Annotated in this window: 15 protein-coding genes and 1 pseudogene; 1 reads left to right on the forward strand and 15 read right to left on the reverse strand. The window is 45.6% G+C overall.

Annotated features, from left to right (window positions below):
- Positions 1–18 precede the first annotated feature (18 nt).
- From skT53_RS04825 to skT53_RS04870, 11 genes and pseudogenes are all read right to left on the reverse strand, one after another.
- Positions 19–1,395 carry an MFS transporter gene (locus skT53_RS04825; RefSeq protein WP_200760030.1) on the reverse strand — a complete coding sequence of 459 codons (1,377 nt, stop codon included), beginning with the start codon at positions 1,393–1,395 and terminating at the stop codon, positions 19–21.
- 15 nt (positions 1,396–1,410) lie between these two features.
- A complete protein-coding gene (locus skT53_RS04830; protein WP_200760031.1) occupies positions 1,411–2,301 on the reverse strand; it encodes an NAD(P)-dependent oxidoreductase in 891 nt (296 codons plus the stop codon).
- An 18-nt stretch (positions 2,302–2,319) separates the two neighbouring features.
- The gene (locus skT53_RS04835) at positions 2,320–2,961 is read right to left on the reverse strand and encodes a GntR family transcriptional regulator (protein WP_200760032.1); all 642 of its coding nucleotides are present in this window, start codon (positions 2,959–2,961) and stop codon (positions 2,320–2,322) included.
- Positions 2,962–3,385: 424 nt separating this feature from the next.
- Positions 3,386–5,251, reverse strand: coding sequence for an S-layer homology domain-containing protein (locus skT53_RS04840; protein WP_200760033.1), 1,866 nt, complete (start codon positions 5,249–5,251; stop codon positions 3,386–3,388).
- 181 nt (positions 5,252–5,432) lie between these two features.
- Positions 5,433–5,516 (reverse strand): hypothetical protein, encoded by an 84-nt coding sequence (locus skT53_RS19105; protein ID WP_404828952.1) that lies wholly within the window; start codon positions 5,514–5,516, stop codon positions 5,433–5,435.
- A 23-nt stretch (positions 5,517–5,539) separates the two neighbouring features.
- Positions 5,540–5,815 (reverse strand): GGDEF domain-containing protein, encoded by a 276-nt coding sequence (locus skT53_RS18805; protein ID WP_264175998.1) that lies wholly within the window; start codon positions 5,813–5,815, stop codon positions 5,540–5,542.
- A gap of 63 nt (positions 5,816–5,878) precedes the next feature.
- A pseudogene (locus tag skT53_RS19110) lies at positions 5,879–5,929 on the reverse strand (hypothetical protein); the annotation flags it as partial.
- On the reverse strand, positions 5,911–6,231 hold the full coding sequence (locus skT53_RS18810; RefSeq protein ID WP_200760036.1) for a PAS domain S-box protein: 321 nt from the start codon (positions 6,229–6,231) through the stop codon (positions 5,911–5,913). The pseudogene skT53_RS19110 and the gene skT53_RS18810, both read right to left, overlap by 19 nt.
- A gap of 227 nt (positions 6,232–6,458) precedes the next feature.
- Positions 6,459–7,214, reverse strand: a complete 756-nt coding sequence (locus skT53_RS04860) for a YheC/YheD family protein (protein ID WP_200760037.1) — start codon at positions 7,212–7,214, stop codon at positions 6,459–6,461.
- A 234-nt stretch (positions 7,215–7,448) separates the two neighbouring features.
- A complete protein-coding gene (gene map, locus skT53_RS04865) occupies positions 7,449–8,195 on the reverse strand; it encodes a type I methionyl aminopeptidase (RefSeq protein ID WP_200760038.1) in 747 nt (248 codons plus the stop codon).
- A 154-nt stretch (positions 8,196–8,349) separates the two neighbouring features.
- Positions 8,350–9,021, reverse strand: a complete 672-nt coding sequence (locus skT53_RS04870) for an MFS transporter (RefSeq protein ID WP_200760039.1) — start codon at positions 9,019–9,021, stop codon at positions 8,350–8,352.
- 77 nt (positions 9,022–9,098) lie between these two features.
- Between skT53_RS04870 and skT53_RS04875 the strand changes: the two genes are divergently transcribed.
- Positions 9,099–9,539, forward strand: a complete 441-nt coding sequence (locus tag skT53_RS04875) for an alkaline phosphatase family protein (protein ID WP_404828953.1) — start codon at positions 9,099–9,101, stop codon at positions 9,537–9,539.
- Between the two features lie 17 nt (positions 9,540–9,556).
- Here the strand turns inward: skT53_RS04875 and skT53_RS04880 are convergent, their stop codons facing one another.
- From skT53_RS04880 to skT53_RS04895, 4 genes are all read right to left on the reverse strand, one after another.
- Complete coding sequence (locus skT53_RS04880) at positions 9,557–10,093, reverse strand: permease (RefSeq protein ID WP_200760040.1); 537 nt, start codon at positions 10,091–10,093, stop codon at positions 9,557–9,559.
- Positions 10,093–10,254 carry a hypothetical protein gene (locus tag skT53_RS04885; protein ID WP_200760041.1) on the reverse strand — a complete coding sequence of 54 codons (162 nt, stop codon included), beginning with the start codon at positions 10,252–10,254 and terminating at the stop codon, positions 10,093–10,095. Before skT53_RS04885 ends, skT53_RS04880 begins: the two co-directional genes overlap by 1 nt.
- Positions 10,255–10,326: 72 nt before the next feature.
- Positions 10,327–11,115 (reverse strand): metal ABC transporter permease, encoded by a 789-nt coding sequence (locus skT53_RS04890; protein WP_404828954.1) that lies wholly within the window; start codon positions 11,113–11,115, stop codon positions 10,327–10,329.
- Between the two features lie 37 nt (positions 11,116–11,152).
- The gene (locus skT53_RS04895; protein ID WP_200760043.1) at positions 11,153–11,908 is read right to left on the reverse strand and encodes a metal ABC transporter ATP-binding protein; all 756 of its coding nucleotides are present in this window, start codon (positions 11,906–11,908) and stop codon (positions 11,153–11,155) included.

The following is an 11,908-nucleotide window of genomic DNA, read 5'->3' on the forward strand; positions in this document are numbered from 1 at the left end:
ACCTTCAATCCATTAAAATTAAGCGGCTCCGATTTTCTCTAAGCTTTTTCCTTTCGTCTCCACACCGAGGAAATAAACCAATGCCACGGCAATCCAGAAGAAAATCGCCATCGTCAAATAGATTCCGTAATAAAAATGGATATTCATGAAGTATCCGAATACAATCGGGCTTACGGCCGAACTGATTCTCCCTGCTCCGGTTGACCAGCATGTGGCGGTTGCACGGACGTTGGACGGATACAATTCGGCGGTATAAACTACTGTTCCCGCAACCCCTTGCTCATAAAGGAACGATAGAATACATGCACCGAATACCAGATACGTTGGGTCTTGGATGATACCAAATAATAGGGCCGCTACACCGCCAAGACCAAAACCAACATAGAATAATTGTTTTCTGCCAAATCGTTCAATGGTCCAAAATGCAGTAGCCCGTCCCAAGATGGCCGAAATGGCTACAAATAAGGTAAATGTAAACGTTTTCACTAAACTTAAATGATAAACAGTGGATAATATGGACGGCAACCATAGAAGGAACCCATAATAACCGAAATAACTAAAGAAATAGTACCCGGCGGTTAATATGAACCTCTTTAAATATTGGGGTTGGAGAAGGACCAATACGCTCGTTTTTTCATCCTGATTCGTAACCGTGGGTACCGTGCTGACATCTTTGTCTGATGCACCGAGCTGCTTTAATACTTGTACGGCCTCTTTTCCTCTTCCCTGTGACGCAAGCCAACGAGGGGATTCTGGAACCTTCCAACGAACCAAGAAACTTAACAGGGCCGGAATCACACCAACGATAAAAAGCACGCGCCATCCGTACACGGTAACAAAATTAAGCGAAACGAGAGCTGCTGCTAGCATCCCCACCGGCCACAAAACGGTCAGCATGGAGGTAAATCGTCCTCTATACTTCGTGGAAATATACTCTGATGTCAAAGCGGTATCTACAGGGATCATCCCGCCAAGAAATATCCCCGTTATGAAGCGAAGCAAGCCAAACTGAAACACGTTCGTCGTCAAGGCAGTGAGCCCTGTCAAAAGACTAAAACCAAGAATCGTTCCGATGAAACCGACCTTTCTTCCAAACTTATCTGTGATCGGCCCCCACAGAATGGCGCCAAGAAACATTCCCCAAATCCCTGCGGAAGAAAGTAAGCCGTTCGTAACCGGATCAATATTCCATTCCTTGATAATGGATGGCATGGCATAAGAAACAATATAAGTATCCAACGAATCAAACATAAAACCTAAAGCAGCCGCGATCACGACGAAAATATGTGTACTGGTTATTGGCAATCTTTCAATAATGCTGTCAACCGATTGAGCTGCAGCCCCCGTTTGGGACTGGGCTTCCAGTTTTGTCCCGTACTCATAGTTGAGGCTCATGCACGAATTCCTCCCTTAATCTTCTATACTAAAATCGGACAACTTCTCCAAAAACTTGATAATCTCCGTGTGATCCTGATTTTTTCCTCCTGTTATGCTTGCCGCCTCATAAATTTGCTCTACGATGCTGGCGAGAAGAATCGGAACCTTTGTATCTTTTGCGATCGCCGTTACCATCTTTACATCCTTCAGCAGCAAATCGAGAGAGAACCCGGAGTTGAATGTTCTTGGCAGAACAAAGGTTGGAAACTTGTAATGGGTCGAAAAGCTTTGACCGGAGCTCTGGTTTATCGTTTCTAATGCCACTTCTAAATTAATGCCTAGTTTCTTGGCCAATAGCATGGCTTCCGTTGTAGCGTACATGGAAGCAGCGGAAAGATAGTTGTTGATGGCTTTCAGAGCATGACCTGCTCCTGTTTTCCCAACAAGTTTAATGGCCTTTCCCATTCGCTGCAAAATCGGAAGCGCTTTCATGTATGCATCTTCTTCCGCACCTACCATGATGGTAAGCGTTCCCGCTTTGGCCCCTTTTACTCCGCCTGATACAGGTGCGTCAATAAAAGTCACGCCAGCAGCTTGTGCCTGCTTGGCTAGCTGTTCCGTAGATAATACGTAGGAACTGCTCATATCGATAATCATCGTTCCTGCATTCATCGCTCCAAGTAAACCGCCCGGCCCGGCAACCACCGATTCTACGATTTTCGAGTTGGGCAACATCGTAATCACAACTTCATTTTTTCTCCCAAGCTCCGCAACAGATGCCGCCACGAGAGCCCCTTTTGCTTTTAAAGCATTCGATGCTTCCTGATTGGTATCATAAACCGTAACTTCATAACCAGCTTCTAACAAATGGGTTGACATCCATGTGCCCATTTGTCCAATACCAATAAAACCAATGTTAACCATTTTAAACCTCCAATCAGTTTAAACCGGAAAAAGTAAATCGAGCGAACGAAGAGATCGAAGCTCTTGTTCCCGGATGGCCAGTTTACCCTCCTGTACATTCTTAGAACGCAAAGCTTCCACTTGTTTTTGATGTTCGCTTAAGGAAGAACGAAGGTTGTCTCCTTGGGCCATGGACAACATGCGAAATGGTCGAGCCGAGCGGCGAAGTGAGCGATACATGTCACTCAAAATCCGATTCCCGCCAATCGTAAAGAGTAATGCGTGAAACTCTTCGTTGAGATCGTAATAAGCTTGAACATCTTGTGCACTTACGGCCTGTTCTTGTCTTCGCAGCACTTCTTCTAAACGTGTGATATCATCTGTTGTAATTTTGGCAATGGCCTTCTCCATGGCAATTTCTTCAAGTCGATATATCACATCATATAATTCGTAAATCTCCGTTCGCGTAAAATGACGCACGACCACACCATGATGCGGGATTCTCTGTACCAGGCCATCACTCTCTAGCATCAACAAAGCTTCTCGAACCGGAGCACGACTCGTATTAAATTCTTCAGCCAACGTTGCTTCAACCAAATGTTGTCCAGGATGTAATATTCCTTTCCCAATTCGGGTTGCAATTTCTTCCGCTATTTGCATAGCTACAGTTGTTTTCTTCACGAGTTTCAACTCCCACTTCATATTGTCGCCATTATATCATAACAATAATGTCGACAATGAAGTGTAAAACAATATAGTAGTGATTTTACCACCCCTCTTGCGTAACTTTTCAAATTTCCAGCCTACATAATTACATACTAAATAGTCGACAATGTTGTATTTCGATTTTCATACTATACTATTTTAAATATACTGTCAATATAAAATCTTTAAATTAAAAATTTGAAATAGCACCCGGGATGTGCCTACCCTAAAACGATATAATTCCGTGTGGCCCTTCATAATAGGACTCGAGGATAGTCAGTTTAATAATAAATAGAAAGACGACCCATATTCTACATGACTGATATGGGTCGTCCGTTATTTTATAACTTTTTACAATTCAGGTCCTGATAACGATTGTTTCGGCCTTTTTTATTGCCCATTATTTCAAAGTTTTCGCCAGGAAGGCCGCAAACTCTTCCCGGGTAACCGGCTGATCCGGCTTGAATGTGCCGTCGGGGTACCCGCTTGTTATTCCGTTTGCCGCCAAAATCCCTATCGCTTTTGCTCCCCAATGGTTCTGAATATCTTTGAAGTTGTTAACAGGCGTTCCTTGAAGCTTAAATGCCCTGACCAGGATGGATGCCATTTCTGCACGAGTTAAAGTGGAACCGGGATTAAACTTGCCGCCATATCCGGCAAAAATCCCTTCGTCCATGACTGCAGCAATCGCCGGGTAGTAGATGCTTTTCGGATCCAAATCGGAAACATTCGGAGCCGGACGATTGTTTGTACCCAATCCAAGCGCCCTCACCAGCAAACTTGCACTTTGTTCCCTCGTGATCTGCTGAGTCGGTTTAAACGTTCCGTCCGGATATCCGCTAATGATATGCTTGCTTACCAGCGTATCAATCGACGGTTTTGCCCAATATCCCGCCGGTACGTCGGAGAAACTGATAACCGGAGTAGCCGGAGTAGCCGGAGTAGCCGGAGTAGCCGGAGTAGCGGCGGTATTTATCGTAATATAGTCACCGTACACCCACCCTGTCTGGGTGCCGTTTTGTACCTTGTACCAGTTGCCTGTTCCTTTGCCAATTGCCGTAAGTTCAGTTCCCAGCACCAATTTTCCCAGGATATTAGCCGACGTAGAGGGCAGTTCACGGAAATTCACTTCATCCTTTGTCACTGCTTTGGTTCCTGCCGGAAAAGTTTGTGTAAGCTCTGTTGAAACCGGAACTACGATCGGCTCAGCCGGTTTCGCTGCCCTCACAGCCATGACGGAGACACCCATGTATTCAGCCTGGTTATACGTATGGATTCGCGCCATAATACCACTTATTTTTTCCGACCAATAGGGATCGGTGGCATAGTACTTGTTCATCCCCATTAACGTGGAGGAACCACCATACCATCTTCCGGACGGATTTAGATAGCTTGTTGCTATGAAATACGCGAGATAATCTATGTTATGCTCAACAGATGTAAAGGTGGCCGCACTTCCGTATGGATCGGAATCATACGCACGGTAGCCAAACAGGTTATTCTTGTCTTTTGCAATGGGCGATTCCCCATAATCGCTTTCCAAAATCGCGTGAGCAGCCAAATATAGCGCATTGACGCCATATTTACTTTGAGCGTTAATGAACAGTTGTCCCTTCCCAATCAAAGGACTGGTGGGCCGATTGGTCTGAATAAAATTATCAATGTCAGCCGCCTGAACTTTTGCAGGAAACCGAAGATCTAATGCAACATAGGGAGGGGTGTAGGTTCCCACCAACTGATCTCCGTCAGCCGCCCGGCGATAGAATTGGTAGTTCACATCCCGAACATAAATAGTATTGGTTTGAAAATTGGCAGGTGCCGGCCCTACATAAAAGGAAGCCGTACGGACTAAAGGAGTCCCCAGAACATGATACAAAATGCCATCCCGAACTTCATAAAAATTAGGTCCAGTTGGATATTGATTGATTCGAAACACGTTGGGGTTGTCTGTTGTTTTCGGTATGATATAATCACCGGACACCCATCCGGTGGTATTTCCGACTTGCACCTGATACCAATTTTGATCATTTCGGCTAAGCAGTTTGACAACGGTTCCGGCTTGCAGTTTGTCAATCACCGGAAAATCGGTCCCAGGACCGGTTCGGAAATTCACCTCTTCCGTAATGACTCCTTGTGTTCCTGCCGGTAAACTCCCCATCGTTTGCGAATCTGCAGCGTGTACGGCTCCAACAAATGACGCTTGGATGCCCGATACGGCCAGTACAGCACTTAGTGAGAATACGCGCAGGGGTCTTTTTAAATTCATACTGGATACCTCTCTTAGATAGCTTGATAATTAGATAGATTCTCTAAGAGAATGGAAAATCCTTTTATTAACCAGTCTTACTCAATCCATTTCTTTTTCAGCTTGTCAAACTCACCTTTCAGAGCCATTTGTTCCATCCAGAGATCAATCCAATTTTCAAAGATCGTGTCCCCTCGATTCATCAAATTGGAAATAAAAATTCGTGACTGCCAACAACGAGAGGCTGTTGAAACGCTTCAGTAATGTGCCGGACCCTCCTGACCACCTCTTTTTCATCAGTAACTTGCGTCAAAAGCAGGGCAAACTCGTCACCACCCCACCCACACGGGCAACAATATCCTCTTTGTTTACACGGCTTTTAAGTCGTTCGGCAACCCCCTGTAACAGCTGATCGCCGACAGAATGGCCCAAACTTTCGTTTATGCTCATGAAACGATCCAAATCTACGAGCAGAACCACCAGCATTTGTTTTCGCTCTTTTGCGTTATCCAGTTGAAATGACAGATTCTGAAACAAAGCCCGGTTGGGCAGACCGGTCAGGGCATCATGGTGGGCCTGATACACGATCCGCTCCTCATAACGTTTTCGGTCGGTAACATCTGTGAAGGTGGCGGCATAGTGCGTAATTTTTCCTGTTTCGTCGACGACGGCGCTGATAGTCAGCCATTTCGGATAAATCTCGCCGTTCTTGCGGCGATGCCAAATTTCCCCCTGCCACTTTCGGTATCGCGAATCGCAGCCCACAGATTGGCATAAAATCGGGTGCCCTGTCGTCCACAGTTCAGAAAACCAGGTTTTTGACCCACCACTTCTTCTGCTCTATAGCCTGTAATTGCGGTAAACGCAGGGTTCACATGTTGAATGTTACCCGCCGCGTCGAGAATGATAATTCCTTGCAGCGTAGTTTCGTACACTTGGCTGGCAAGTTGCAGTTCCTCCGCGCTGAGATTAATGGGGATGTTGTCTGACCGAACTTCCATACGAACTCTCCTTATCTATCTGATGATGCAAATTGTTCTTATTACGAGTTCAGAATACATAGTTGGAAAAAGTTTCGAACATAAGGGAATTCCCTGAAAATAATCGTGAAAATACCCGATATTTGTCCAATTTCCTAATTTATCGCGTTTTTAGAGTATAAAAAATCCGCTATTCATGCGGATCATCATGATTCCAATATTTTTGTGACTTGACTCATTCTTGCTCCTTACCGATACTTGGAAAAGATGTATCGGCGTCTTCCCACGATCCGGTGATACATGGTTTTGTCCTTCAGTTTTTTAAACAGCAGGAAACCCGGATTTGTATTGGCTTCGATAATCCAAATACGCCCGTTCCTATCCACCGCTATATCCATTCCCAATTGACGGATTCCCGGAAAATTCTGATCCAGCACCTCCGCTGCAATAAGACTGATTTCCTCTAAATAACGAATAGCGCGTTTCACTTCTTCACGTTGATTTTTAGCAATGGAGTTCATCACACTCTCGATTGTTTTCGGTTGTCCGCCTTGGTGGTAATTGGTTACGAATCTGCCCGGCGCTCCTACTCGGACCACTTTACCCGAGATGAGCCATTTTGATTTCGGTTTCTGCATATAGACTCGGACGTCGATACGTCGATGTTTATATTTGGCGAGTGGGAGCCCTTGTTGGATCAAATAAGTTGTTTTCGGCCGAAGTCTCTTTTTCAATTCCTGCCAAGCGGAACGCTCCTTTACTTTCATATGTTGCAGATTCCAGGAAATTTTAATTTCCCGGTTGCTGCAGTGCTGCAGCCTTACGATCCCTTTGCCCTGGCTTCCTTTGTCCGGTTTTATAAAAACGGTGGGGTAACGCTTAATCATTCGCTTAAAAACGTGGGTTTTCAACCGATAGGTTTCGGGGAGGTGACGTCGGAGAACCGGATGCTTTCCCATTGCATTTCCTTTTAGTAATTTTCCTTTTACTCTTCGCAGTGGCATACTACTATCCCCTATATGATGGTTTAGTTAAAGCAGTATATGGTGGTGGAGAGAGGTTCGTAAGATATATTAGCCTTCTTCTAACCAATAGTAACTGACTCAAAATCCGCTTTTTACAGGCGTAAAGAAAACCAGGCTGTATCAGTCGGGACAAAAAAAGACGGTTAACCGACTCTCGGTTAACCGTGATAGAAAAGGCTTTTGCTGAACACGAAGCTGTACTTCTCTTAAAAATTATTGCTCTGTCAGTATGAAAGGACCGTCCTGCGTGATGGCGATGGTATGTTCATATTGTGCAGACAAACTCCCATCAACAGTTCTTGCTGTCCAACCGTCCGCATCCACCTTACTATGATAGGATCCGATATTGATCATTGGTTCAATCGTGATAACCATACCTTCTTTCAATCTGGGGCCTCGATTAGGCAATCCAAAATGGGGAACTTGCGGCTCTTCATGCATGACCTGTCCAATAGCGTGACCGACAAAATCCCGAACCACCGAAAAGCCCTGTGACTCTGCGAATGTTTGAATCTCATGGGAAATATCCCCGATTCTGTTTCCGACAACCGCTCGTGCAATTCCTTTATAAAGAGCTTCTTTCGTTACTTCCAGAAGACGTTTTGCCTCTTTCGATATATTCCCAACCGCGTAAGACCAAGCGGAGTCAGCCAGCCACCCATCAAGATTCACAACCATATCAATCGTCACAATGTCACCATCTTTCAAGGGCTGTTTGCTTGGGAAGCCATGACAAATTACATCATTCACAGAAGCGCATGTAGCAAATGGATAACCATGATACCCTTTCTGTTCAGGATATGCTCCGTGCTTTTTGAGGTAATTTTCAACAAACTGATCAATCTCCAGTGTAGTTATGCCGGGGCGAATCAGATTGAAAATTTCTTTATGACAAGCAGCCAGAAGTTCTCCTGCTTTTTTCATTTTTTTAATCTGTTCCCTTGTTTTTAAAGTAATCATTTCTATCCCCTTCGAAGATCTATAATTTGATTTCGGCCCTGAACAGTCACCTTGTTTCTGCTTCGATGGTGCAATCCGTAATACAGGATCGCAGCAAACGCCACGAACCCGGAAGAAATCAGGTACATAACGGAATAACTGATAGATGATACGATCATCCCAAGGACCGTGCTTCAATCGCAATCCCTGTCTCATAAATGGCGCCAGACACCAGAAACAAAACGGCCGAGTGCGACTGGCTTAAGCAAATAAGTCCAATAAAATACAAAAAGATACTCGGATACACCACGTAGTGTTCGCCACGTCGGTCAAATAGTTTTCCGGTAAATGGCCTTGAAATGATCATAATCAGTGCGTAAATGATAAAGAAATAGCTTGCGAACGAATCCAAACCAATTGCCTTCGCATATACGGGAACAAAGGTAAGAAGACCACTATAGGCAAAAGACAAAACCATGCCAACAATCGATATGGGAATGGCGTTAGGTTCCACGAAATTTTTCCACTGTAAACGTTGGTTTGTTTTTTTCTTTGGAGCAGAAACGGGAACTCGTGTTATACATCCAAAAAGAAAAGCCAACAAAGAAAAAATAGAGAACGCGCTGAACATCACAGGAAACGTGGTATGAGCGGCAACGTAAGCCCTAAAAGCGGACCGATAAGCCAGGATAAACGACGTCATGACCGGTCCAATTTGTTCTTTTCCACCTTTTAACACGTCGATCACAAATGCAGGGAGTATGGCGATTAACGCATAAAATGTGGTGAAAATTAAAAAGTTACTTAACCAAAAATACTGATAAATTCTCGATTCCATGTGGATCATATTGTGATCGTCGTGGAAGAAAATCATTCTCACGCTGAGTCGTCGGAAATCCCGATACCCCTTACATCAATTCGTTACTGCAACAAAGTGCAAATTTTGTAGATTATCACGCAATTGAACATCCGAGTCAGCCGAATTACCTGGATTTATTTTCCGGCTCGAATCAGGGCGTCACTGATGATTCATGCCCACACCCGTTCAGTGCGCCAAACCTCGCTGCCGAATTGATCCAGGCGAAATTAACTTTTGGCGGCTATTCAGAGGATTTGCCGACGGTTGGCTTTACGGGTTGCAGCAGTCCAAACACAAGGCATCCCACATACGCTCGAAAACACAATCCATGGGTTAATTTTACAAACGTACCGACTGACGTGAACATGCCTTTCACAAACTTTCCAAAGGACTTCAGCCATTTGCCAACCGTTTCTTTCGTCATACCAAATCTTGACCACGATATGCACGACGGAACCATCAAACAGGCCGATAATTTTTCACCGATCAGTGAAGTTTGGAAATAACATGAGGAAGCCACGCATTATCTGTAATTCAGCCAAACACCTACACAAAGTGGGAGGACAATCGCCAAGCAAAAGGCAATTTTCACTGCTAAGGGCGGAAATACTCGCGGAAGCAGGAATACATTACGCGTATCGATCATTTGCCCGACCACCAAGAACCCCAACACGCCGCCAGGCGTCGTCAATCCCGCAAGAGAACGGGCGACAAACGCATCCGCTTCCGAGCAAAGTGAGAGCAACGACGCAAGCCCCATCATTGCCAAAACCGACCAAACCGGATGCTGTCCAATCGGAGAAATGACCGATACCGGCACAAACGTTTGTAAGAGACTGGCAACCGCCGCACTAATTATGACAAACCCGCCCACTTCGAAAAACTCGATCACCGCATGTTCGATCACCGCGCCCGACACTTGCAACACGGTTCGTCCAGGCGTTTTGGCGCCTGTCGCCGCGATTTCCAACATAGGAAGTTCGTAACAATCATGGTCGTGGTCGTGATGATCACAATTCGTTTCTTTGGTATAACTCGCAATAAAAGTATAGAAAGTCATTACGAACAAAAGGACGAGAGTGATTGCCAGCAATACCGACAGGTTGGACGAAACGAGTTTATGGTTTCACCTGTCCCGAACAGCTTCATCAAAAAAACTGTAAAGCCAAGCAGGATCAATCCTTGCAGAAATCGCCCCGTGTGAATACGAAGTTCGTCCATTTTCGGTCCTCCCGATACGCAACGTCTTACCCATAGCTTCCAATCAATGTATAAAAATCGCAACCGTTTTTATTAATACCCTTCCTTTAAAACCGTTTTTCTTAAACTGATCGCCCCGATTAGGAAAAGCAACATCACCAGCACGATCGTTCCGCCCGGCGCCAGATTCAAATAAAACGAAGAGGTTAAACCACCCAGTACCCCAATCAGTGCGATGCCTACAGATGTAAGGATCAAAGCTCGAAAACTTTTTGCCAATTGCATGGAGGCAGCTACTGGTATGACAATCAGGGACGATACGAGCAAGACGCCTACGATTCGGATGGAGACGGAAACGATTAAAGCGGTCATCATCATAAACAATAGATTCAACAAGTAAACACTGACGCCGCTGAGTTGGGCATGTTCTTCGTCAAAAGACATGGCGAACAGTTTTTTGTAAAATACCCCTACGAAAATCAGAGTAGCTGTCGCCACTCCAAAAACAAACCACAAATCCTGCTTGCTTACGGCTACGATGCTGCCAAACAGGTAGCTGAAAACGTCCAGGTTGAACCCCTTTCCTAAACCGATCAAGACAACTGCGATCGCGAGACCGGCGGAAAGAACAATCGCGATTGACAACTCGCCAAACGTTTTGTACGCCTTGCGAAGCTGTTCGATAAAGAGGGAACCGATAAATGCGAAACCCATCGCCGTCAAAATCGGGTACACACCCATCAACATCCCGGCAGCCACACCCGCCAATGAAACATGCGCCAGTGTGTCCGCCACCAGAGACAATCTCCTCACGATCAGAAAGGAACCGATTAACGGACACATAACGGCGATTAGAATTCCCGCCAGAACGGCACGAATCATAAAATCGTACTGAAAAATCTCCAACAAGACTTCCTCCTCAACCGTGATGATGGTGAACGAGCGACACGTCGTGGCCGTATACGTTCGACAGGTCGCTAACCTGCATAAATTCCTCCGGTTCTCCATGATAATGCAGCGTAGTGTTGATGCATGCAAGCTTTTCCACCTTTTTGCTGATGGTGCCGATGTCGTGCGAGACCATCACCATCGTGAACCCGTGTTTTTTATTCAATCTATCAAGCAGATCGTAAAACTGGGCTTGCGCTTCGGTATCGACGCCCTCGACCGGTTCGTCCAGAATCAGCAGCTGCGGACTTTTGACAATCGCACGAGCGATAAACACCCTCTGTTGCTGCCCGCCCGACAAGTCTCCGATTCTTCGATCCTTGAATTCCGTCATGCCTACCAGTTCGAGCGCTTCCAGTGCTTTCTGTCGGTTTTCCGCTCTTTTTCGCCACCAAATCCCTTTCTGTCCCACCAGTCCCGTTTCGACCACCTCTCGCACGGTAGCGGGAAACCGGGCGTTGAAGGACGAGGCTTTCTGCGAAATGTAGCCAATTTTGTTCCAATCTTTAAACTGGGCGAGAGGTTGCTCGAACAACGAGACAACCCCTTGCGTCGGGCGCAACAGACCAAGCATCAGCTTCAACGTAGTGGACTTGCCCCCGCCGTTTGGACCGATGATTCCCAAAAACTCTCCTTCTCGCACAGTCAGATTTATATTCTGTACAGCATCCCTTTCCCCGTATCGGTAGGAAACGCTGTTTAATTGAATTACAGGTTTCGATTCCAT

The organism is Effusibacillus dendaii, from assembly GCF_015097055.1.
Taxonomy (GTDB): Bacteria; Bacillota; Bacilli; order Tumebacillales; family Effusibacillaceae; genus Effusibacillus; species Effusibacillus dendaii.

Coding starts and splice junctions, on each gene's coding strand:
- skT53_RS04885 (WP_200760041.1), bottom strand. CDS start 10,254: ATGGACGAACTTCGTATTCACACGGGGCGATTTCTGCAAGGATTGATC.
- skT53_RS04840 (WP_200760033.1), bottom strand. CDS start 5,251: ATGAATTTAAAAAGACCCCTGCGCGTATTCTCACTAAGTGCTGTACTG.
- skT53_RS04880 (WP_200760040.1), bottom strand. CDS start 10,093: ATGACTTTCTATACTTTTATTGCGAGTTATACCAAAGAAACGAATTGT.
- map (WP_200760038.1), bottom strand. CDS start 8,195: ATGATTACTTTAAAAACAAGGGAACAGATTAAAAAAATGAAAAAAGCA.
- skT53_RS04825 (WP_200760030.1), bottom strand. CDS start 1,395: ATGAGCCTCAACTATGAGTACGGGACAAAACTGGAAGCCCAGTCCCAA.
- skT53_RS04830 (WP_200760031.1), bottom strand. CDS start 2,301: ATGGTTAACATTGGTTTTATTGGTATTGGACAAATGGGCACATGGATG.
- skT53_RS18810 (WP_200760036.1), bottom strand. CDS start 6,231: ATGGAAGTTCGGTCAGACAACATCCCCATTAATCTCAGCGCGGAGGAA.
- skT53_RS04895 (WP_200760043.1), bottom strand. CDS start 11,908: ATGGAATCGAAACCTGTAATTCAATTAAACAGCGTTTCCTACCGATAC.
- skT53_RS04870 (WP_200760039.1), bottom strand. CDS start 9,021: ATGATCCACATGGAATCGAGAATTTATCAGTATTTTTGGTTAAGTAAC.
- skT53_RS04860 (WP_200760037.1), bottom strand. CDS start 7,214: ATGCCACTGCGAAGAGTAAAAGGAAAATTACTAAAAGGAAATGCAATG.
- skT53_RS04890 (WP_404828954.1), bottom strand. CDS start 11,115: ATGATTCGTGCCGTTCTGGCGGGAATTCTAATCGCCGTTATGTGTCCG.